This is a genomic window from Mycobacterium sp. TY814, from assembly GCF_030755175.1.
Lineage (GTDB): Bacteria > Actinomycetota > Actinomycetes > Mycobacteriales > Mycobacteriaceae > Mycobacterium.
Genome location: NZ_JAUFRY010000002.1, coordinates 843352 through 865040 on the forward strand (window position 1 = coordinate 843352; position 21689 = coordinate 865040).

Sequence of the window (21689 nt, forward strand, 5' to 3'; positions counted from 1 at the left end):
ATGACCACAGCGCCTGAATTGGCCCGGGGAGCGCTGGCTACCCGGCCGCAACCGCTCGGTGCCTTCCCGCTGCCGCTGGGCTATCTGCTGATCCCGGCCGGCGCCGACGATGTCCGCGCGGCGCTGCTGGACGGCAGCGAGCCGGACGGCTGGCCGGAAGAGCTTCGCGGACTTGAACTTGCGCACGGCGGCGACGTCGACGCGGCGCTGCTACACCTGACCGCCGAGGATCCCGTCACCCGCTACAACCGGTTCGTCCTGCAACCCGAGGGCGTCGACACCGACGCGCTGCGGACCGATCTGGGCGAGTTCGGGGTGCTGGTCGACTTGGTGCTGTTCACCATCGGCCACCGTGATACCCCACCCGACGCCGATGAGGCCACCGGTGAACTGGCCGCCGTTGCCTTGTCCGCCCAGGCGAGTCATGCTCTGGCCGAGGGTAATTCGCTCAAGGCCCGGGCTCTGCTCGAGCGCGCGGCCGAGGCCGCCGCGACGGTGTCGCGGTGCCTGGAGGGCACCATGGTCGCGGCGGCCGGATCGATCTGCCGTGACCTCAACGACCCGTCGGCCCAACAGCTGCTCGAACGCGCGCTACGGCTCCTCGACGGCGCCGAAGGTCTGCGTATCGCGCGCGCCGAGCTGCACCTCACCGTCGCCGGGATGATTCACGAACGTGCGCAGGACAATCCGGGGCTGCTGGCGCAGGCGATCCCGCACTATCACTCCACGCTGCAGCTGGTGTTGCGGGATGAGGCACCGCTGCTGTGGGCCTCCGCGCATGCCAACCTCGCGACCGCTTACCTGACGATGCCGATGGTGGAGGCTTCCGGACAGCTGCGCCTCGGTGTGGCGGCGCAATCGCTGCGGTCGGCGCTGAAGGTGTACACCCGCGAGGAGTATCCCGAGCAGTGGGCCAGCGTCCAACTGAATCTGGCCAACTCCCTGGTCTACACGCCGTCGAAGCATCAGGCCGACAACCTGATGGAGGCGGTGGAGCTCTACGAAGGCGTGCTTGCCGCGCGCGATCGCGAGACCGACCCGCTGGGCCGGGCCAGGGTGCTGGCTAACCAGGGCAACGCGCTGGCCCACCTCGGAATCTTCGACCAGGCCAAGGCCAAGTTGTACGAGGCGCGGTTCCTGTTCGAGGAACAGCAAGACCACGATTCGGTGCGGGCTGTGCGCGGCGTGCTGGACGAGATCGCGCGACAGTCAGCGCTGCTGCGCTCCGGGGACGAGCAATGACCGCCGTCGCGGAACCCGGTCTGGAGGAACTGGCCAAACGCGTCGACGACGCGGTCGCCGCGCTGGCCGACCTCGAGCCGAAAGCCCGCGCCGTCGCCGAGGAACTCAAGGCCGCACTGGAAGCGGTCCATCGTGCCGGACTGGTGACCATCGTGCGCCGCATGCGCGACGACGAGGCTGCTCGTGCGGTGTTGTTCGAGTTGGTCGACGACCCGGTGGTGCACCTGCTGCTGTCGCTGCACGAGATCATCCGGCCGGACCCGGTGACCCACGCCAACCGGGTGCTGGTCGCAGTGCGACCTCAATTGCAGAGCCACGGCGGCGATGTCACCCTGGTCCGCGTCGAGGACGGCACCGCCTACGTGCGGCTGGAAGGAGCCTGCAACGGCTGCTCGATGTCGTCGGTGACGCTGCGCAACCTGGTGCAGGAGGCATTGGTCGAGGGGGTGCCGTCGATCACCGCCGTCGAGGTGCTGCCGAACGAGCCGTCACCGACCTTGATCCCGCTGGAGGCGTTGCGGATCGGTCCTGCGCGGGACGGCTGGGCCAGGCTCGGTCCGGCCGCCGACGTTCCCGACGGCGACATCACCGTCCGTAACCTCACCACGGACTCCGGCGAGAGCGCCGACGTGCTGGTGGTCAGTGTGCAGCATCGGCTTTCGGCATACCGCAACGAATGTGCCCACGAGGCAATGCCATTGGACAATGCGATACTCGACCTGGGCAACGGAACCCTCACCTGCCCCTGGCACGGCTTCTGCTATGACGCGACCTCCGGGGAATGCCTCAGTGCGCCCGGGGCGCAGCTCGAACAACTACCGCTGCGGGTCGACGACGGAGACGTCTGGGTCCGAGTGCGCGGATGAGCCGCTATACCGTCCGGCACAACATCTCAGCCCTGCCGCCGCGCACCGACCCCGTCGCCACCATCGACCTCACCGACGGCTGGTCGCCCGAGGTCTGGCTGGGCGCGCCGGCCCCCGGCGGCTTGAGCCTGCCGGCGGCCAAACCCACCATGGCGTGGATGTATTCACCGCGCGGTGTTTTCCTGGGCGAGGAGCATCTGGTGGTCGCCGACTCCGGAAACCACCGCGTGCTGGTATGGCACGGCATCCCATGCGACGACGAGCAACCGGCCGACGTGGTGCTGGGACAGCCGGACGGCGAGACCGAAGGCCGCGCGGCCGGCGGCCGCGGACCCGAACGCGGCATGAACCTGCCCACCGGCGTGCTGGTGCACGACGGGCGGCTCATCGTCGCCGACGCTTGGCACCATCGAATCCTGGTGTGGAACAACGTTCCCGACACCAGTGACGTCGCGCCGGACGTCGTCCTCGGGCAATCCGACGCCTCGGCCGTCGAACCCAATGCCGGCGGAGAGTGTGGCGCATCCTCGTTCTACTGGCCGTTCGGCATCGCCATCATCGAGGGCACCTTCTGGGTGGCCGACACCGGTAACCGGCGGGTGCTGGGTTGGCGCCACGGGATTCCGGATCCGGGACAACCGGCCGACGTGGTGCTGGGACAGCCGACTCCTTCCCACCGCGAGGAGAACAGGGGAGAAGTGCCCGGCCCCGCCAGCTTCCGTTGGCCACACGACATCGCCGGGCGCGAGGACCTGCTGTTGATCGCGGATGCCGGAAACCACCGCATCCTGGGCTGGACGCCGGCTCCCGACACCGACCGCCCCGCCGACATCCTGCTGGGCCAGCCGGATTTCACCAGCGCGGACGAGTGGCCGTACGGCCCGCATACCGGCGACCGGTTCCGCTTTCCCTATGCCATCGGCCTGGACCACGAACGCCTGGCCGTCGCCGACACCGCGAACAACCGAATCCTGTTGTGGGACGGGATACCCACCGACGGGCGCGCCGCCGATCACGTTCTCGCCCAGCCGGGGTTCGGATCCAACGGGGAAAACCGCTGGACGTCGGTACAGCGCGACACGTTGTGTTGGCCCTACGGCCTGTCCCTGCGCGGTGACCGGCTTGCGGTCTCGGACTCCGGCAACAACCGCGTGGTGCTCTGGCGGCGGCGGTGAGACCGCGAATCGTCCAGTCCGACGGTCAGATCGGATTCTTCTGGGCCACTCCAGCCGGCAGGCGCACGTCCCTGCAGGCATTGGTGGCCCTGGAAGACGAAGCCGACGAGGCCGACCGGTTGGTGGCCACCCACCTGGAAGCACTCGACGACGCGTTGATCATCGCCGCGGAGCGCTTCGGCGACATCCTGGGCGGGGGAAGGGGTCCCGCGGACGCGACCGAGCGCGACGATCTGGTTGACCTGCACCGCACCCTGGACCGGCTGTGTTTCGAGTACGCCGCGGCCACCGAATTGGCCGGATTGCAGCCCGATCTGCGAGCCGGAAAGATCATCGGGACCGCCGCGCTGTTCTCCATCCGGGCCCGCCGGCCACTCGGCCTGCTGGGCCCGGCGCCGCTCGACCAGGAACTCGACGAGCCCACCCTGGGCGTGGTGGGCGGATTCGGGGAGATGCTGCAGGTGGACCCGGACCGACCGTGGCTGGGTGGTCGGTGGGTGGTACGAACCGAAGCGGGCCAACGCTTTCCGCTGACACTGTCCATGCTCATGTTCGACAGCTCAGGTGTGAACAAGGACGCCGCTCGCAAAGAGCACCTGGAAGCGTTACGGTCCGTCATCGCGGCGGCGCAGCGCGCCGAGGCCGATCCGCTGGCTGTGACCTGTGCCGTCGATTGGCTGCTGTACGACTGGCTGATGGCGCACCGCGACGGACCCGACAGCGCCGAGATCGTTTTCCCGAAAGGCCACGAAGCCGACGCCGGGGTGGTGGTCGCGGCGGCTGCCACCTCGGTGACGGCCAGGGCGACGTTCGACCCGGGCTTAGTGGGCCTGGGCTGACTCGGGCTGACACCGGGCCCTCAATCACCGTGCGCATCCCCCGATTCGGGGTTAAGCCGATAGGCGCCAGACGCGCACGCTGTCAGGCGTGAACTTCTCTATTCTGATCATGGTTGTGGCGGCGATCGCGGGGGCGGTCGGTTTCGAGGTGGTCGTGGGCCTGGCGATGAACGTTATGGTCAAACGCGACCACGCCGATCTGGACGACTCCGGCTTGCTGGGGCATTGAGCGCCGTGGCTGTGTGGGTGCTCATCGCGCTGCCGTTGACCGGCGCGGTGGTGTTGCTGCTGGGCGGTCGGCGCGCCAACGCATGCGGGCCGCTGCTGGGATGCGTGGCCGTCGCGGTCTCTTTCTGCTGGGGCGCAGTGCTTTTCGTCGAGCTGTTGCGGCGCGCCCCGGCGGACCGTGTGATCCAGGAAACGCTGTTCACGTGGGTGCCGTCGCTCGGTGTCGACTTCGGTCTGCGGGTGGATGCGCTCAGCATCTGCTTCGTGCTGCTCATCACTGGTGTGGGTGCGTTGATCCACGTCTACTCGATCGGCTACATGCGCGAGGACCCCGGCCGTCGCCGCTTCTTCGGCTACCTCAACCTCTTCGTGGCCGCCATGCTGCTGCTGGTGCTGGCCGACAACTATCTCGGACTGTACTTCGGCTGGGAGGGCGTGGGTTTGGCGTCCTATCTGCTGATCGGCTTCTGGTCTCACAAGCCGACGGCCGCCACCGCCGCCAAGAAGGCTTTCATCGTCAACCGGGTCGGCGACGTCGGACTCGCTCTGGCACTGATGATCATGTACGCGCAGTGCGGAACACTCTCCTATGCAGGAGTTTTCGCTCAGGCCCCGACGGCCTCCGAGTTCACTGTCACCGCGATCGGGTTGGCGTTGTTGCTGGCCGCGTGTGGCAAGAGTGCTCAAGTGCCCCTTCAGTCCTGGCTCGGCGATGCGATGGAGGGTCCCACCCCGGTCAGCGCGCTGATCCACGCGGCCACCATGGTCACCGCCGGGGTGTACCTGATCGTGCGTTCGGGCCCGGTGTTCGACCAGGCCCCGACCGCCCGGACCGCGGTGGTCACCGTGGGTGCGGTGACGCTGCTGGCCGGCGCGATCATCGGGTGCGCCAAGGATGACATCAAGAAGGCGTTGGCCGCCTCGACGATGTCCCAGATCGGCTACATGGTGCTGGCAGCCGGCCTGGGGACGGCGGGTTACGCGGTGGCGATCATGCATCTGCTCACGCACGGGTTCTTCAAGGCGGGCCTGTTCCTGGGCGCAGGATCGGTGATGCACGGCATGAACGACGAAACAGACATGCGCCGCTACGGTGGTCTGCGCGGGTCCATGCCGATCACGTTCGCCACCTTCGGACTCGGCTATCTGGCGATCATCGGTGTGCCGCCGCTGGCCGGGTTCTTCTCCAAGGACGCCATCATCGAAGCCGCGTTCGCGACACACTGGCTGCTCGGCACCGTGACGCTGCTGGGTGCCGGGATCACGGCCTTCTACATGACCCGGGTCATGGTCATGACCTTCTTCGGCGAAAAGCGTTGGGAGCCGGATGCTCATCCGCACGAATCCCCGTCCGTGATGACCGTGCCGATGCTGGTCCTGGCAGTCGGTTCGGTGGGCGGTGGGGCGGTGCTTGCGGTGAATGGGACCCTGCGGCACTGGCTGCAACCCGTGACCAATCCCGCCGATGCGGCAGAGGCGCACCAATTCATGCCCGGGTGGGCGCTCACAGCGCTCACCCTGGCCGCGGTCGGCGTCGGCATCGCCGTCGCGGTCCGCACGTACGTCGCCCGCCCGGTGCGGACGAGCGCTTCGGAGTGGGCGTCTGGTGCGGTGATCGCGGCACGTCATGACCTGTTCGGGGACAACATGAATGAGGCGGCCTTCATGCGGCCGGGTCTGCGTCTGTCGCGGGCAATGGTGGACGTGGACCGGGTGGGCATCGACGGTGTTGTCGAGGGCATCGCCCGGCTGATCGGCAACACCTCGACGGGTGTTCGGCGGATGCAGACCGGTTTCGCGCGCTCGTACGCGTTGACCGTCTTCTTCGGCGCCACCGCACTGTTGCTGGGTGTCGCGCTGGGGAGCGCGTCATGATCCTGACCGCACTGTGGTTGGCGCCGCTGGCCGGGGCCGGGCTGGTGGCGGCGGTACCCACCGGCAGGCCGAACGCCGCCAAGTACGCCGCTCTTGGTACCTCGGCGGCGGTACTGGTCATCGTGGGCATGCTGGCGGCGCGCTTCGATGCGGCGGATCCGGGATATCAGTTCGTCGAAAGTCATTCCTGGATCAAGTCGTTCGGTGCGAGCTATATCGTCGGGATCGACGGTGTCGCGATGGTGCTGGTGGCATTGACCACCGTGCTAATGCCGCTGCTGCTGCTCGCCGGCTGGAATGACACCGGCCGGCCCGGAACGTATCTGGCGCTGATGCTGGTTGTCGAGTCGATGATGCTGGTGGCCCTGGTGGCGTTGGATGTGTTGCTGTTCTTCGTGTTCTTCGAGGCCATGCTGGTCCCGATGTACTTCCTGATCGGCCGGTACGGGGGAGATGGGGCACCGCGAACCGCACTGAAGTTCCTGCTGTACAACCTGTCTGGCGGGTTGTTCATGCTAGCCGGGCTCATCGGCCTTAATCTGATTTGTGGGACGTATGATTCGCGCATCATCGTGGCCGGGATGTCGTCCGGCGCAATCGTGGCCAACCCCGACGTCATGCATCTGCTGTTTCTCGGCTTCCTGCTGGCCTTCGCGGTGAAGGCGCCGCTGTGGCCGCTGCACACCTGGCTTCCCGGGGTCGTCACCGAGGCGACACCGGTGACCGCGGTACTGATGATGGCCGTCGTCGACAAGATCGGCACGTTCGGAATGCTGCGCTATTGCCTGCGGCTCTTCCCCGATAGCGCGGTCCTGTTCCGGCCCTTCGTGATCGCGCTGGCCGTGATCGGGATCGTCTACGGTGCCCTGGTGGCGATCGGGCAGAGCGACATCATGCGCGTGATCGCCTACTCCTCGATCAGCCACTTCGGGTTCATTGTGCTGGGTATTTTCGCGATGACCAGCCGGGGACAGTCCGGCGCAACGCTGTACATGGTCAACCACGGGCTGGCCACCGCGGCCCTGTTCCTGATTGCCGGATTTCTGGTCTCGCGCAGCGGAAGTCGGCTCATCGCCGACTACGGCGGGGTGCAGCAGGTGGCGCCGGTGCTGGCCGGGACCTTCCTCGTCGCCGGCATGGCCTCACTCGCGCTGCCCGGCCTGGCGCCCTTCGTCAGCGAATTATTAGTGCTGATCGGCACTTTCGCCCGGTATCCGGCGTTCGCCGTGCTGGCGGCGACCGGGCTGGTCCTCTCCGCGATCTACATCCTGTGGCTCTACCAGCGGATCATGACCGGTCCGCGCAGAGAGGCGGTGGGTGACCTGGTGCCCCGGGAGCTGGCTGTCGTGGTGCCCCTGTTGGCCATGCTGATCGTGCTGGGCGTGTATCCCAAGCCGGCGCTGGACGTCATCGACCCGGCGATCGGACAGACTGTCGCCGGCCCTTAGCCACGGCGCGATCTGGGCGCGAGCAGACGCAAAATCGCACGTGGAACGCATGCTCCACGGCGATTTTGCGTCTGCTCGCGGGCCTCAGGACACTGCTCGCGGGCCTCAGGTACCGCTAGCGCGCCGCCGCCAACTGCGCCCTGCGGCGTTCGAGTAGCCGCAGCACCATCGGGGTGAAGATCAGCTGCATCGCCAGATCCATCTTGCCGCCCGGACACACGATGGTGTTCGGCCGCGACATGAACGAATCATGCAGCATGGCAAGCAGATAAGGAAAGTCGATGCCGTGCGGGTCGCGGAATCGGATGATCAGCATCGACTCGTCGGCGGTCGGTATGGATCGGGCGATGAACGGGTTCGAGGTGTCCACCACGGGCACCCGCTGGAAGTTGACATCGGTGTGGGAGAACTGGGTGCACATGTAGTTCACGTAGTCGGGCATCCGCCGCAGGATGGTATCGGTGACAGCCTCGGAGGTGTAGCCACGGGACACCTTGTCGCGGTGCAGCTTCTGGATCCACTCCAGGTTGATCACCGGAACCACGCCGATCCGCAGGTCGGCGTGCGCGGCGACGTTGACCTCATCGGTGACGATCGCACCGTGCAGCCCCTCGTAGAACAGCATGTCGGTGTCCGCCGGGATCTCCTCCCACGGCGTGAACGTGCCCGGTTGCTGCCCGAACGGCTCGGCCTCTTTTTCGTCGTGGAGATAGCGGCGCACCTTTCCGGTTCCGGTTTCGCCGTAGGTCTTGAAGAGGTCTTGCAGCTCCTCGAACAGATTGGACTCCGGACCGAAGTGGCTGAAGGTGTGATCGCCGCGCGCGTGTGCATCGGCTATCGCGGCCTTCATCGCGACCCGGTCATACCGGTGGAAGCTGTCGCCCTCGACGAACGCCACGTTGATGTCTTCGCGGCGGAAGATCTGATCGAAAGTCCGCATCACTGAGGTTGTTCCGGCCCCCGAGGAGCCGGTGACGGAAATGATCGGGTGCAGACGTGACATGGTGATTACCCCTTACGATTCAGCCGGCCACGACGCGGTACAGGCCCCGCACGCCATACAGCGGTGAGCTGGAAGGCCGGACGTAGTCCTTGCGGTGGTACTCCTCGATCAGCTCGACCTCGTCGGCCGCTCCGAAGATCAGCGGCACCCGTTGGTGCAGTTCGGTCGGGACCACGTCCATCAGCCGCTTGCGGCCGGTGCTGGCCAGTCCGCCGGCCTGCTCAACCAGAAACGCGATGGGGCTGGCCTCGTAGAGCAACCGCAGGCGTCCCGGTTTGGCCGGGTCCTTGGCGTCGCGCGGATAGAGGAACACACCGCCGCGGGTCAAAATCCGATGCGTCTCCGCGACCAGCGATGCCACCCAGCGCATGTTGAAGTCCTTGCCACGCGGACCCGTCCGGCCGGCCAGGCATTCGTCGATATAACGCTGCACGGCGGGCTCCCAGAACCGCCGGTTGGATGCGTTGATCGCGAATTCCACAGCCGAGCGCGGAATCCGGATGTTGGCGCGGGTCAACACGAATTCACCGAGCGCTGGGTCGAGAGTGAACGCATGCACGCCGGTGCCCACCGTCAGCACGAGCATGGTCGACGGGCCGTAGATCGCATAGCCCGCGCACACCTGCTGCGAGCCGGGTTGCAGGAAGTCCTCGACGGCCGGGTCGGTGCCCGGCTCGGGAGCGCGCAGGATCGAAAAGATGCTGCCGACCGAGACATTCACGTCGATGTTGGAAGACCCGTCGAGCGGGTCGAAGATCAGCAAGTATTTCCCGCGCGGGTAGTGCGTCGGCAGCTGATAGGGTTCGGCCAGCTCTTCGGAGGCCATCCCGGCCACCTGCCCGCCCCATTCGGTGGCCCGCAGGAAGTAGTCGTTGGCCAGCACATCGAGTTTCTGCTGCACTTCGCCCTGCACGTTCACCACGTCGGCGGCACCCAGCACGCCACCGAGCTCGCCCTGCGCCACCCGGGTCGAAATGGCCTTGCAGGCCAGAGCGACATCGAGAATCAACGAGTTGAGGTCGCCGCTGGCATCGGGGTGACGACGCCGTTCCTCGATGAGGAACTTCACCAGCGTCGTGTGGCGGGTGAGCATGCGCGGATACCTCCAATGGGCAGCAGGAAACCTAGAGACATGCTCTGACCTGGGCGCCCACGGTCCATCCCCCTGTTGGGTGGTCCGGTGGGGGTATCCGCGCGTTTGGCCTGCCCCGGACGTCAGCCTCCCCTTACTGTCACGCCATGACCGTGCGCGCCCTGGTATACAGCAACGACAGCAGCCTGCGCCGCCATCTCATCGAATCGCTGTCTGATACAGACTTTCTCGCGTTCGTGTCGTGCCAGTCGGCGTTGCTGGCGCAGGTGCTCACCGGCGGCGTCGATCTGGTGATCCTCGACGGTGACGCCACACCGGCCGGCGGTGTGGATGTCGCCCGGCAGCTCAAGGACCGGGTCGCAGACTGCCCACCGATCCTGCTGGTGGTCGCCCGTGCGGCTGACGCCTGGTTGGCGCTGATGTCCAAGGCCGACGCGACCGTGGGACCCGGCCGTCGGCCGCTGGCGCTGGCCGCAGCCGTCAACCGGCTGACGTCAGGAGATCGAGGCGCAACGAGTCGCTGTCGGCGTGGATTCCGCTGAGGTCCGGGGCGACGAACGTCGGCCGCAGCTGGGGCGGCGCGGCCAGCGCCTCAGCTGCGGTCGTCACTCCGCTCAGCACCAACAGGCTGGGCAGCCCGGCGGAGTTGGCGCCGGCGATATCGGTGTCCAGCCGGTCACCGACCACCAACGGTCGGTGAAAGTCACCGCGCGACAGGGCGTCCCGAAAGATCGGGGGGTAGGGCTTACCGACGATACGCGGTGTGCAGTCGGTGGCGGCCCCCAGCGCTGCGATCATCGAGCCGTTCCCCGGGACCAGCCCGCGCTCGGACGGCAGCGTGACATCCGGGTTGGTTGCCACCCACGGTGTGCCCGCGCGGATCGCCAGCGCCGCTTCGGCGAGGTCCCCCCAACCGATGTCGGGGGAGAAGCCCTGCACCACCGCGACCGGATCGTCAGCCCACTGTCGCACCGGACGCAGGCCTACATCCCGCACCTCGGCGGCCAGTGCCTCCGAGCCGATGACCAGAACTGCTGAATCGCATGCCAATTCGGTGCTCAACAGCTGCGCCGCACATTGGCCACTGGTGATGACGTCACCCGGGTCGGCATCAAATCCCAACTCTCGCAGATGCTCTGCGACCGCCGTGGCACTGCGAGAGGCGTTGTTGGTCAAATACAAGGTACGAGAGGCAATCAGGGACAGCGCCTCGGCGGCACCGGCAATCGGTCGCGAGCCTCGGAACAGCGTGCCGTCGAGGTCGAGGAGCAGACAGTCATGCAGCGTTGCCAGCTCAGCCATTGATGTTCTCGTGTTGCTTCCAGTCGTGGTGCGCCGAGATGGCAGGCGCGCCCGGATGATTCGAGACCATACGGCGGGTCCGCGTCGGGGCAGACCCCCGAATGGGGGAACGGCCGGGGGCTCGATGACCTGAGCAGGTGCGTGAACTCGCATCGGCCATCGGGGGTTGCCGTGTGACGAGCTGCCACTCCCGAAGGACGTCTGCGCCATAACCGGGGTTTACCGGGGAGTGCGCAATCTACTCCGACAAGAGTTCCGGCCTCAGCAGCATGCGGGCCAGGGCGTCGGCCAGCCACTTCTCGTATTCGTCCGGTGACCGTCCCAAATCGACGGTAAACAGGGAAAACAGGTAGGGCGCCTGGATGGTGACCAGAATGTCGGCAGCGTCGTCTTTGGTGAGGCTCGGGCGTAGTGCCGGCCCAAGTTGCTCCACCCATGACGCACAGTCAGCGCGAATCTTGTGGGTCACCAGCGTGCGCAGGTCGTCCAGGCCCGCTTGCAACATCACCTGTATCAGCGGTGCCACCCGTTCGTGCAACTCCCGGACGAAGTGCGCGGCGGTCGCGAAGAACATGCGCTGCGGCTCGCTCGACATATCGGCGAGCAGCGGCGCTCGGTCAACCAACGATTCGGGCCCGTAATCACCCAGGACTGCGACGTCGATTGCCTTCGAGAGCACACCGGCCTTCGATCCGAATGCCGCGTAAACCGTTTGCGGTGAGACGCCTGCAGTTTGCGCGATCTGGTCGATCGACGTCGCGGCGAAACCCTTCTCGACGAAGAGAGCCGTCGCTGCCGTGACGATCCGGCGTTGACGAGCCTCGGCCTCGGCCTGCCGACGGCTGTTGTCATACGTTCGCCGCGATTCGCGTTCAGACGTTGACACCCGCATCTCACCTTCCATATAGTCAACTCTATTCAATATAGTTGACTCTCTCTAAATCATACGACAAGAGGGTGAGCGCCATGCAATCCACGCGCGTACCACCGGTTCGGTTGGTGAAACTGGTCGACCGCCTGCGGCATGGCGTCTATTGCTTGCATCAGCGACTTGCTCCACCGCCTGTCGTGATGATGGAGCTGATACTTGCGGGCTGGACCTCGCAGGCGATAGAAGCCGCCGCCGAATTGGGTATCGCAGACGCGCTCGCGGCGGGGCCGCTGCGGCCCGACGATCTTGCCGCAAAGGTCGGTGCGGACCCTGATGCGGTAAGCCGGCTTCTGCGGGCGCTGGAAGGGCGTGGCATATTTCGTCGGCTCCCAAGTGGCGCCTATGGCCTCACGCCTCTCGCGGACACGCTGCGGACAGACGCTTCGGGTTCGATGGCTGCGGCAGCGAAGTTCTACGGATCGCCGCAGCATCGCGAGCACTGGAGCATGCTTGCGGAGTCCATCAGAACCGGCAGGGCAAGCATTCCACGCCTTCGCGGCAAGGATTTCTTCGACTACCTCGGCGACGATCCCTACCTGGCAGAGCTTTTCAACGGTGCCATGACCAGTGTTTCGGGGTTGGCGGAGGGCCCCATGGTTGCCGCCTATGACTTCACCCCCTACCAAACGATCATGGATGTCGGCGGCGGACACGGCCGCTTGCTGGCCGCAATCCTGGCGGCAGCGCCGGCCGCTCGCGGTGTGCTGCTGGAAATCCCGGACGTTGCCGCCGGGGCGCTACCACTGTTGCGAACACTGGGCGTGGCAGAGCGGGTTCGCATCGAGTCGGGTTCGTTCTTCGACGCCATCCCCGCAGGGGCCGACCTCTACGTCCTGAAGAACATCATTCATGACTGGCCCGATGAGAAGGCCGAGGCTATCTTGCGCAACCTGCGTACCGCGTGCGGTGCGGACTGCACCGTGGTCCTGGTCGAACTCGTCATACCCGAGCACAACCGCGACTTCGTCGGCAAGTGGGCCGATCTCGAGATGCTCTTGGGTTTGGACGGCAGCCGCGAACGCAATGCGGAGGAGTACAGGACGTTGCTCGCGCGCGCTGGGTTCAGGATGACGCGGGTGATTCCGACCGCTTCGCCGTTCAGTCTCGTGGAAGCAAAGGCGTGCTGACAAACCGGGAGGCTGGAGTAGCGGCCAGCCGAGCTGACCACGAGGTTGTCGCTTGGTCAGTCGTGGCCGCGCAGTTGACACGCTGCCTACCATCCCTCCCCGCAACGCAGTAGCAACTCGTAAGAAGGCGCGAGAAATGTTGCTGCGCAGTCATTTCCGGTGGAGGCGAGTCCAGGTTAGTCGAAGCGCCCTGGTGCGCGGTCACCGCGTCGAGCCTGCAAGTTTGCAGCGAAAAGGCGAGTAGGGGCCGCCCAATTTACAGGCTGGGCATCGGGCTCAGGCCAAAGTGACCTTGACCGACACCCGACCGCGGCCGTCGCGGTGTGCGATCGCATGACCGGTGCGGTTGGCGCCGTCGAAGTTGAGCAGGGTGAGCGGCGCGCCGTCGCCGAGAAAGTTGCGCCACCAGGATTTCGAGTCGGGGCCGGCCACTCCGATCAGCACGGTGCCGTCGGCGCGGCGGCGGTAACCCACCGGAAGCTCGACGGTCTTGCCGGAGCGGCGCCCGACATAGCGGATCACGACCAGACCACGGCGGACCAGGCCGCCCACCACGGGCGCGTCGATGAGCCTGACGGCCACCGCGTTCACCGTGCGGACGAAGGTCGAGTCGGACAGTCCGGGGGACATGGGGCCAGGCTAACCGGCGTTCCGCGGGTCGTCGACGACCCACGACCATGTCACCACCACCCCCCGCCCACGCGGCGATGGCATCTCGCTACATTCGGACGCAAAATCGATCGCAGTACGTCGCAGGAGGAATCTCATGAACGCGCAGGTCGAGCAGTTGGAATTCCAGGCAGAGGCCCGGCAACTGCTGGATTTGATGGTCCACTCGGTCTACTCCAACAAGGACTCGTTTCTGCGGGAGTTGATCTCCAACGCTTCTGACGCGCTGGACAAGCTGCGTATCGAAGCGCTTCGCAACAAAGAACTCGATGTGGACACCTCCGACCTGCACATCGAGCTCGAGACCGACAAAGGGGCCCGCACCCTCACCATCCGCGACAACGGCATCGGTATGACTCGTGCCGAGGTGGTGGATCTGATTGGGACGCTGGCCAAGTCGGGCACCGCAGAGCTGCGCAAGCAACTCCGCGAAGCCAAGACCGCCCAGGACGCTCAGGCGTCCGAGGAGCTGATCGGCCAGTTCGGCATCGGCTTCTACTCGTCGTTCATGGTGGCCGACAAGGTCGAACTGCTGACCCGCAAGGCCGGCGAGAGCGAAGCCACCAAGTGGGAATCCAGCGGCGAGGGCACCTACACCATCGAAGCCGTCGAGGGCGCCCCGCAGGGCACGTCGGTCACGCTGCATCTCAAGCCGGAGGACGCCGAGGACGAACTGCACGACTACACCTCGGAGTGGAAGCTCAAGAGCCTGGTCAAGCAGTATTCCGACTTCATCGCCTGGCCCATCCGCATGCAGGTGGAGCGGCGGACACCGGCTACCGAGGAAGGCGGCGAGGAGTCGGTCACCCTCGAGACCGAGACCCTCAACTCGATGAAGGCGCTGTGGGCCAGGCCCAAGGACGAGGTCTCTGACGAGGAGTACAAGGAGTTCTACAAGCACATCGCGCACGCCTGGGACGACCCGCTCGAAGTCATCTCGATGAAGGCGGAGGGCACCTTCGAATACCAGGCGTTGCTGTTCCTCCCGTCGCAGGCGCCGTTCGACCTGTTCAATCAGGACGCCAAGGTCAGGGTGCAGCTGTACGTCAAGCGCGTGTTCATCATGGCCGACTGCGAAGAGCTGATGCCGGTATACCTGCGCTTCGTCAAGGGTGTGGTGGACGCACAAGACCTGTCGCTCAACGTGTCTCGCGAGATCCTGCAGAAGGATCGGCAGATCAACGCGATTCGCCGCCGGCTGACCAAGAAGGTGCTGTCCACGATCAAGGAGATCCAGTCCGAACGGCCCGATGACTACCGCACCTTCTGGACCCAGTTCGGCAAGGTCCTCAAGGAGGGCCTCATGTCGGACTTCGACAACCAGGAGGCCCTGCTCTCCATTTCCTCGTTCGCTTCGACGCACAGCGAGGAGGAACCCACCACGCTCGCCCAGTACGTGGAGCGGATGAAGGAGGGGCAGACCCAGATCTTCTACGCCACCGGAGCCTCACGTCAGCTGCTGGAGAAGTCGCCGCATCTGGAGGCGTTCAAGGCCAAGGGGTACGAAGTGCTCCTGCTCACCGACCCGGTCGACGAAGTCTGGGTGGGCGTGGTCAACGAGTTCGACGGCAAGCAATTGCAATCGGTGGCCAAGGGTGAAGTGGACCTGGACGCCGGCGAAGAGACCTCCGAAGCCGAGCGCGAAGAGCAGCAGAAGGAGTTCGCCGACCTGCTGACCTGGCTCAAGGAGACCCTGAGCGATCACGTCAAGGAAGTCCGGCTGTCCAGCCGTCTGACCGACTCGCCGGCCTGCCTGATCACCGACGCCTTCGGGATGACGCCGGCCCTGGCCCGCCTCTACCAGGCGTCCGGGCAGGATGTTCCCATCGGCAAGCGGACCCTGGAGCTCAATCCGCACCATCCGCTGGTCACCGGGCTGCGCCAGGCGCACGCGGAACGTCCCGACGACACCTCGGTCGCCGAAACCGCGGAACTGCTCTACGGCACCGCGCTGCTGGCCGAGGGCGGGGCGCTGCAGGACCCAGCGCGCTTTGCCGAGCTGCTGGCCGACCGGCTGACGCGCACCGTGTAGGTCCCCGGCGCTACCGCCCAGCTCGCCCAGCCGCCCGGCGCGACCGCCGCCACGCACACCCGCCGCGGCGCGTCGCGTGCGCAGGTTCAGTGTCGCTGTTCGGGTCAGGTAAGGGATCGGCGATTGAAAGCCGGCCGGAACGGATATTCGCATTTCATGACTGTGTTTCGGGCCATCGATCCGCAGGGCGTGATCGTCGCCACCAGGGATTTCGACAGTGCGGAGGATGCGCACCGGTGGTTTGCCGACACCATCGCCGGCCGCTACCAGCTGGGTTGGCGCATGGAGGTGTGCGACGACGGTCAGTGGGCTGGCTTCGACGACACCGGCGGCTTCACGGCTCCGTTGAGCCGCCGGCGCGTCACCAGCTGACTCAGAACGGCAGTTTCTCGCGCACCAGGTTGGTGAGGAAGCGCCCCGCCGACACGGGTTTGAACGCACGCGCCGCCTCGGTGAGTGCGTCGCGCGATTCGGTGGGAAGTTCGACCTCGGCGGCCGCCACATTGAACTCCAACTGCTCCACACTGGACGCGCCCGGTATGGCAACCACTCCCGGCAAACTGATCAGCCAGGCCAGAGCCACCTGCGCCGGCTTGGCGCCCACCTCGGCCGCCACATCGCGGAGCGTCTGCAGCAGTGGCTCGATGCGGCGCAGGTTTTCGGTCCCGAACAGGGGATTGACCGCGCGTACGCCACCGGGGCGGTTGTCGACGCCGTACTTGCCTCCCAGCAGACCCTGGGCCAGGGGACTGTACGCGATGACGATCCGGTTCTCTCGTTCAGCAAAGGGCACCATGTGGTCAAGGGCGCGCGGGTGTGCCAGCGAGAAGTGCACCTGATTGCTGATCACGGGGCGGCCCAGCGCCGCGTCAGCCTGCTGCCAGCGGGCGAGTGAATAGTTCGAGACACCGGCCGCGCCGATCTTGCCCTCGTCGAGCAGGTCACGCATGCCCGGCATGATCACCGTGTCCGGGACGACGGGATTGGGCTGATGGATCTGGTACAGCGGGATGCGGTCCAGCTGCAGTCGCCGCGCGCTGGCACGTTCGCGCTGCTTGATCACTGCCGGGAACGGCGCGACCGGAAAGATCTTGCTGGCCACGGCCACCTCGGCGCGTTCGTCGCCCAGCGCCTCGCCCAGGATCCGTTCGCTCTTGCCCAGGCCGTACACCTCGGCGGTGTCGAACAGGGTGACGCCGAGGGCGCGGGCGCGTTGCACGATGTCGCGTGCCCCACCGGAGGCGTAGGTGTCCCCGTATCCCCACTCGCGCGAGCCGAACTGCCACGTGCCGAGCCCGATCCGGCTGACCTGGCCGACTCCGTCGACCTGAATGTATTTCATGAGCCCACCGTATATCGGCGGTCGGCGGTGGCCGGCGCTCAGCCGTGATAGAACATCGGGCGGGGCCGCCTGACGAAGGGGAACGGCTGTGAGCCGAATATTCGGCAGTATCAACCAGCTTGGTTATGTGGTGCGCGATATCCAGGCCGCGATGGACCGGTGGATTCGGCACGATGTCGGGCCGTGGTTCTACATCGAAACCGTAATGCCGGAAGACTTCCGTTACCGCGGGGCGGATTCCGACCTCAGAATGAGTGTGGCCCTGGCCAACTCAGGCGATGTGCAGTTGGAGCTGATCCAGCAACGGAACGACGCGCCGTCGATGTACAAAGACTTCCTCGACTCCGGCCGCGAGGGAGCCCAACACGTCGCGTACTGGACGACCGACTATCAGGCCCTCTACGACCGGGTTCTGACGGCCGGTTACACGGTGGGCCAGGAGGGCGACATCGGCGGGCGTTTCGCCTACCTGGACACCGAGCGCGAGCAGGGCACGGTCATCGAGATCAGTGACATCAGTGGGCCCAAAGGGCACCTGTTCGCCTACATCCGCGAGGTCGCCGCCGAATGGGATGGCGCAGAGCCGATCCGGGTGCTCGGATGAGTCCGGCCGGCGCGATGGGAAGGACGCAGTGAAAGTTCACCATCTCAACTGCGGAACCATGAAAACGCCCGGTGCGCCCATGGTGTGCCACGTCCTGCTGATCGAAGCCGGCAATGCACTGGTCCTGGTGGACACCGGCTTCGGCTCGCACGACTGCCGGGATCCCGGCCGCGTCGGGCCACTGCGCCATGTCATCAGACCGGTGTTACAGGAGAGCGAAACGGCACTGCACCAGATCGCACAACTCGGGTTCCAACAGTCCGATGTGCGGCATATCGTGTTAACCCACTTCGACTTTGACCACATCGGCGGGCTTGCCGACTTTCCCGACGCGCACGTTCACGTGACCACGGCCGAGGCCCGCGGCGCCATCCACGCTCCATCGCTGCGCGAACGCCTGCGGTACCGAAGCGTGCAGTGGGCACACGGGCCCAACCTGGTCGAGCATGATCCCGATGGCGAGTCCTGGCGCGGATTCGCCCGTGCCAAAGCGCTTTCCGAAATCAGCGACGGCGTCGTCCTGGTGCCGATGCCGGGTCATACCCGGGGCCACGCGGCGGTGGCCGTCCGCGCCGGCGAGGGAGCCGGGGATAGATGGGTGCTGCATTGCGGGGACGCGTTCTACCATCACGGAGCGCTGGACCGGTCCGGTGTGCCGTTGATGCTGCGCACATACGAAGGCGCGTCCGCCTTCAACCGCGGGCAACTGCGGGAGAACCAGGCGCGGCTCGCTGAACTGTACGAGCGCGGCGAACGCGATCTGGAGATCGTGTGCGCACACGACCGGGGCCTGTTCGAGCAAGCCCGCTGTTGATTCAGCTGGTCGGCGGGGCCGTGGGGCCCTGGTGGCAACGCCATGCTCCTAAAACGATAACCCCGTTCTCGTCGGAGGGTGGCGGTGTGTCATGCTCGGCGGCGGAGGTCGCTATGGCAAGAACAGTGGTAGTTGGAGCTTCGAGCGGGCTGGGGCGCTGCATCGGCATCGGCCTGGCGCGGCGCGGTGACCGGGTTGCGCTGCTCGCGCGGCGCCGCGAGCGCATTGACGCGGCCGCCCAGGACGCAGGACCGGACGCGTTCGCCGTCGAGTGCGACGTCACCGATCAGGAATCGGCCCGCTCCGCCATCGATGCCGCCGCCGAAGCGCTCGGGGGCATCGACAACCTTGTGTACTCGCCCGCGATCAGCCCGCTGGTACCGCTGGCCGAGACCGATGCCCAAACATGGCGGCGCGTCTTCGACACCAATGTGATCGGGGCGTCGCTGACGACGGCGGCGGCCATTCCGCACTTGACGACGTCCGCGGGCAAGGTGATCTATCTATCGTCCGACGCCGGTACGTTCGGGCCGCCCTGGCCGGGCCTGGGAGCCTACGGCGTCAGTAAGGCGGCGCTGGAACGGCTGGTCGAGGCGTGGCGGGCCGAGCACCCGAACATCGGTTTCACCAATCTCATCGTCGGCGAGTGCGCGGGCGGGGAGGGTGATGCGCAGACCGGCATGAATGCCGGGTGGGACCGCGATTTGGCGATGCAGGCTTACCCGCTGTGGGTGGCGCGGGGCTGCATGCCGGGCAGGCTGATGCCCGTCGAGGACCTTGTCGAGGTGGTCCACACCATCCTGCGCACCAACGCATCGACGTCGATGCCGGTCGTGGTCGCCAGAGGCGCTCCCGCTGCCGGGGGAGCGGTGCTCGAATACGGGCAGCTGCCCTAACTCCCAGGACCGGTCACGAAGCAGCGGCCTCTGCTGGTGTCGAACAACACTTCGGCGACGGCGGATTTGTCGATTGCCGGGAACTCGAACCGGTGCACCTGCTGGCCGGCTTCTATTGCGGCGTCTTGAGATTCGGTGCTGCCGTCCTTTTTGCGGACCACCGCGGTGACCTTGTCGGGCGTCGACATGTTCTGCGGCTCCTGGAAGTACCAGACCTCGATGCCGGCGCCGGTCGAGCTGGCCTGCCAGCCGTCGGAGTAGAAGCACGCCGGGTTGCCGTCGGCGTCAGGCGGCGGGGGTGGGCAGATCGAAAGCCCGACGCAGTCCGGCGCACCAGTCGTGGAGGTGGTCGTCGTCGTGGATGGCTTGGTGACCGGGGCCGCGGAGGCTGCCGGCGTGGCCGGTTTTGCCGGGGTGCTGGACGAGGCCGGCGGTGAGGCATGCGGTGATCCGCACGCCGCCAACGTGATCAAGCCCGCCGCCAGCGGGGTCATGAACCGCCTTGCCTTCGACATCGATGTCCTTTCGCCACGGGTGCCCGGAACCCTAGGGCAGCCTAGGGAAGGCTCACCGGATCTGTCCCGGAAACGGCGCGGGTTGTCGCTCCAAGGTGGGCGTGGAGCCAGCCGGATATTCCAGCGGCTGCCACCGGTTACTAGGTGCTCAGATTCCGCGGGTGAATGAAGATGCCCTCCGCCGATACCAGGACGCCGTCGGCGCCGCTGATCTGACCGACGGCGAAGGTCTTGACGCCCTCGACCCGGTCCACCCACGCGTCCGCCCGTAACGGCTGCAGCAGCGGGGTCCGCTGGTGATAGCGCAACGTCAACGTGCCGGTGTAGGCCGGCCGGCCGGGTCGGTGCGCGGTGGCTCCGAGTATGTGGTCGAGGATCATCGCCGAGACACCGCCGTGCACGTGCCCCATGGGACCTTCGAATGCGGCGCCGAGTGTGAATTCCGTCCACACCGATCCGTCGTCCTCATGGTGGACCACCAGCGGGGGAGCCGACGGATTGCGAACGCCGACAACGACATTGCCCGACGCAATGCCCTGGCCGTCGTCGATTGCGCGTTGGCCGAACGTTCCGGGCATCAGTTCGGCGCTGAGTTCGGCTGTGACGCTGTCAATCTTGGCCGCCGCGGCCGCGATGACCTCGTGGTCCACTTCGGTGCGGATCGTCGCGTCGATCAACCGTCGCACCGATGCGGCCAGCGACTCGTATACCGGCTAACGAATCAGTCATCGACTCAAACGAATCCACCATGTCCGTCACCCTAGAGCAGCGCTCGATGTCCCAGTCAGCGGTCCGTCGTCAGCCACCATCGACCTGCGGGTTGTTAATCTTGGCGGCGTGAACGCGCCCAGCGACAAGGTGAAGTCGGCACTCGCCGCCACCAGCTGGGCCCTGCTCGGCATGATGTCCTACGAAGAGGAAGTCTCCGGCTACGACCTGAAGAAGTGGATCGACTGGAGCGTCGACCTCTACTACTGGAGTCCCTCGTACAGCCAGATCTACACCGAGCTCAAGAAATTGGAAAGCCTGGAGCTGGTGACGTCCCGGGTCGAGCGTGACGAAGGCACCCGCAGTCGCCGGCTCTACAAGATCACCGAGGCCGGCATGGCCGCCATCACCGACTGGACCAACAACGCGCCCCTGGATCCGCCGGTGCTCAAGCACAGCATGCTGCTGCGGATCACGTTCGGCCACCTCAGCAACCCGACCCGTCTCAAGGAATTGCTGCAGGAATACGTGGCCTACGTCGAAGCCCGGCACCGCAAAGCCGTCGAAGACGCCGAGGGCGCCGAAGCCGAGCCCGGCTGGGCGTACTCGGTGATCGCACTGCGTTGGGCAGCAAAGTATTACGCTGCTGAGCGCGAGTTTGCCCTGGAGCTGATGAAAGAGATCGACGAGACCGACGCGATCCTCGGCAAGGCCGGCAAAGGCAGTTTCGGCAAGCCGCGCCCCGCCCCGGGGTACTGGCGTGAGGTCGAGAAGCAGATCGAGGCCAAGCGGGCGGCCGAATAAGCCGCCGCGTCAAGCGCCGCGATGTAGCCGAACACCAGGCCCTGCGCGATGGTCGCGCCGGCGCCAGGGTAGGTACGGGCTCACCCGGGTAACGCTAGGCCCTGCGACAGGTCTGCGAAATGCGTCTCCTGGTCAGTGGAACAGCTGACCGCGCCGCCCGGCGCAGAAGCGTTCAA

At 66.1% G+C, this 21689-nt stretch carries 23 protein-coding genes; 15 read left to right on the forward strand and 8 right to left on the reverse strand.

Annotation, left to right across the window (positions count from 1 at the left end):
- The 7 genes from QXH22_RS17375 (at position 1) to QXH22_RS17405 (ending at position 7673) form a co-directional block, all read left to right on the forward strand.
- A complete protein-coding gene (locus QXH22_RS17375) occupies positions 1-1242 on the forward strand; it encodes a hypothetical protein (protein ID WP_306276445.1) in 1242 nt (413 codons plus the stop codon).
- Complete coding sequence (locus QXH22_RS17380) at positions 1239-2108, forward strand: NifU family protein (RefSeq protein WP_306276447.1); 870 nt, start codon at positions 1239-1241, stop codon at positions 2106-2108. Before QXH22_RS17375 ends, QXH22_RS17380 begins: the two co-directional genes overlap by 4 nt.
- Positions 2105-3283: an NHL repeat-containing protein gene (locus QXH22_RS17385; protein ID WP_306239745.1), complete on the forward strand. Its 1179-nt coding sequence runs from the start codon at positions 2105-2107 to the stop codon at positions 3281-3283. Before QXH22_RS17380 ends, QXH22_RS17385 begins: the two co-directional genes overlap by 4 nt.
- Positions 3280-4122: a hypothetical protein gene (locus QXH22_RS17390; protein WP_306276448.1), complete on the forward strand. Its 843-nt coding sequence runs from the start codon at positions 3280-3282 to the stop codon at positions 4120-4122. The genes QXH22_RS17385 and QXH22_RS17390 overlap by 4 nt, the downstream gene beginning before the upstream one ends.
- Positions 4123-4210: 88 nt before the next feature.
- The gene (locus QXH22_RS17395) at positions 4211-4351 is read left to right on the forward strand and encodes a hypothetical protein (RefSeq protein WP_306239747.1); all 141 of its coding nucleotides are present in this window, start codon (positions 4211-4213) and stop codon (positions 4349-4351) included.
- Positions 4348-6225 (forward strand): NADH-quinone oxidoreductase subunit L, encoded by a 1878-nt coding sequence (nuoL, locus tag QXH22_RS17400; protein ID WP_371934249.1) that lies wholly within the window; start codon positions 4348-4350, stop codon positions 6223-6225. The genes QXH22_RS17395 and nuoL overlap by 4 nt, the downstream gene beginning before the upstream one ends.
- Positions 6222-7673 (forward strand): NADH-quinone oxidoreductase subunit M, encoded by a 1452-nt coding sequence (locus QXH22_RS17405; RefSeq protein WP_306276449.1) that lies wholly within the window; start codon positions 6222-6224, stop codon positions 7671-7673. The genes nuoL and QXH22_RS17405 overlap by 4 nt, the downstream gene beginning before the upstream one ends.
- Before the next feature lie 115 nt (positions 7674-7788).
- On the opposite strand, the gene QXH22_RS17410 is transcribed toward QXH22_RS17405, so the two are convergent.
- The gene (locus QXH22_RS17410; RefSeq protein ID WP_306239750.1) at positions 7789-8676 is read right to left on the reverse strand and encodes a phosphoribulokinase; all 888 of its coding nucleotides are present in this window, start codon (positions 8674-8676) and stop codon (positions 7789-7791) included.
- A gap of 19 nt (positions 8677-8695) precedes the next feature.
- On the reverse strand, positions 8696-9769 hold the full coding sequence (locus QXH22_RS17415) for a class 1 fructose-bisphosphatase (RefSeq protein WP_306239751.1): 1074 nt from the start codon (positions 9767-9769) through the stop codon (positions 8696-8698).
- A gap of 146 nt (positions 9770-9915) precedes the next feature.
- On the opposite strand from QXH22_RS17415, the gene QXH22_RS17420 reads away from it, so the two are divergent.
- The gene (locus QXH22_RS17420; protein WP_306239752.1) at positions 9916-10311 is read left to right on the forward strand and encodes a response regulator; all 396 of its coding nucleotides are present in this window, start codon (positions 9916-9918) and stop codon (positions 10309-10311) included.
- Here QXH22_RS17420 and QXH22_RS17425 read toward each other — a convergent pair.
- Both QXH22_RS17425 and QXH22_RS17430 read right to left on the reverse strand, forming a co-directional pair.
- Complete coding sequence (locus QXH22_RS17425) at positions 10250-11071, reverse strand: HAD-IIA family hydrolase (protein ID WP_306276450.1); 822 nt, start codon at positions 11069-11071, stop codon at positions 10250-10252. The two genes, QXH22_RS17420 and QXH22_RS17425, sit on opposite strands and share 62 nt — an antisense overlap.
- Before the next feature lie 238 nt (positions 11072-11309).
- The gene (locus tag QXH22_RS17430; RefSeq protein ID WP_306276905.1) at positions 11310-11963 is read right to left on the reverse strand and encodes a TetR/AcrR family transcriptional regulator; all 654 of its coding nucleotides are present in this window, start codon (positions 11961-11963) and stop codon (positions 11310-11312) included.
- 74 nt (positions 11964-12037) lie between these two features.
- Between QXH22_RS17430 and QXH22_RS17435 the strand changes: the two genes are divergently transcribed.
- Complete coding sequence (locus tag QXH22_RS17435) at positions 12038-13129, forward strand: methyltransferase (protein WP_306276451.1); 1092 nt, start codon at positions 12038-12040, stop codon at positions 13127-13129.
- Between the two features lie 276 nt (positions 13130-13405).
- Here QXH22_RS17435 and QXH22_RS17440 read toward each other — a convergent pair whose 3' ends face one another.
- Positions 13406-13759: a hypothetical protein gene (locus QXH22_RS17440; RefSeq protein ID WP_306276452.1), complete on the reverse strand. Its 354-nt coding sequence runs from the start codon at positions 13757-13759 to the stop codon at positions 13406-13408.
- Positions 13760-13895: 136 nt separating this feature from the next.
- On the opposite strand from QXH22_RS17440, the gene htpG reads away from it, so the two are divergent.
- Positions 13896-15830: a molecular chaperone HtpG gene (gene htpG, locus QXH22_RS17445; RefSeq protein ID WP_306276453.1), complete on the forward strand. Its 1935-nt coding sequence runs from the start codon at positions 13896-13898 to the stop codon at positions 15828-15830.
- Positions 15831-15986: 156 nt separating this feature from the next.
- Entirely contained in the window at positions 15987-16202 is a 216-nt protein-coding gene (locus QXH22_RS17450) for a hypothetical protein (RefSeq protein ID WP_306239756.1), read from the forward strand.
- A 1-nt stretch (position 16203) separates the two neighbouring features.
- Here QXH22_RS17450 and QXH22_RS17455 read toward each other — a convergent pair whose 3' ends face one another.
- A complete protein-coding gene (locus QXH22_RS17455) occupies positions 16204-17172 on the reverse strand; it encodes an aldo/keto reductase (RefSeq protein WP_306276454.1) in 969 nt (322 codons plus the stop codon).
- Positions 17173-17260: 88 nt separating this feature from the next.
- On the opposite strand from QXH22_RS17455, the gene QXH22_RS17460 reads away from it, so the two are divergent.
- The 3 genes from QXH22_RS17460 (at position 17261) to QXH22_RS17470 (ending at position 19486) form a co-directional block, all read left to right on the forward strand.
- Positions 17261-17776 (forward strand): VOC family protein, encoded by a 516-nt coding sequence (locus QXH22_RS17460; protein WP_306276455.1) that lies wholly within the window; start codon positions 17261-17263, stop codon positions 17774-17776.
- Positions 17777-17804: 28 nt separating this feature from the next.
- Complete coding sequence (locus tag QXH22_RS17465; RefSeq protein ID WP_306276456.1) at positions 17805-18590, forward strand: MBL fold metallo-hydrolase; 786 nt, start codon at positions 17805-17807, stop codon at positions 18588-18590.
- A gap of 125 nt (positions 18591-18715) precedes the next feature.
- Positions 18716-19486, forward strand: coding sequence for an SDR family oxidoreductase (locus QXH22_RS17470; RefSeq protein ID WP_306244065.1), 771 nt, complete (start codon positions 18716-18718; stop codon positions 19484-19486).
- On the opposite strand, the gene QXH22_RS17475 is transcribed toward QXH22_RS17470, so the two are convergent.
- Positions 19483-20001 (reverse strand): hypothetical protein, encoded by a 519-nt coding sequence (locus QXH22_RS17475; protein WP_306239759.1) that lies wholly within the window; start codon positions 19999-20001, stop codon positions 19483-19485. The genes QXH22_RS17470 and QXH22_RS17475 overlap by 4 nt on opposite strands.
- A gap of 140 nt (positions 20002-20141) precedes the next feature.
- Positions 20142-20678, reverse strand: coding sequence for a PaaI family thioesterase (locus QXH22_RS17480; protein WP_306276457.1), 537 nt, complete (start codon positions 20676-20678; stop codon positions 20142-20144).
- Positions 20679-20901: 223 nt separating this feature from the next.
- Between QXH22_RS17480 and QXH22_RS17485 the strand changes: the two genes are divergently transcribed.
- On the forward strand, positions 20902-21513 hold the full coding sequence (locus tag QXH22_RS17485; RefSeq protein WP_306276906.1) for a PadR family transcriptional regulator: 612 nt from the start codon (positions 20902-20904) through the stop codon (positions 21511-21513).
- Positions 21514-21689: the final 176 nt, after the last annotated feature.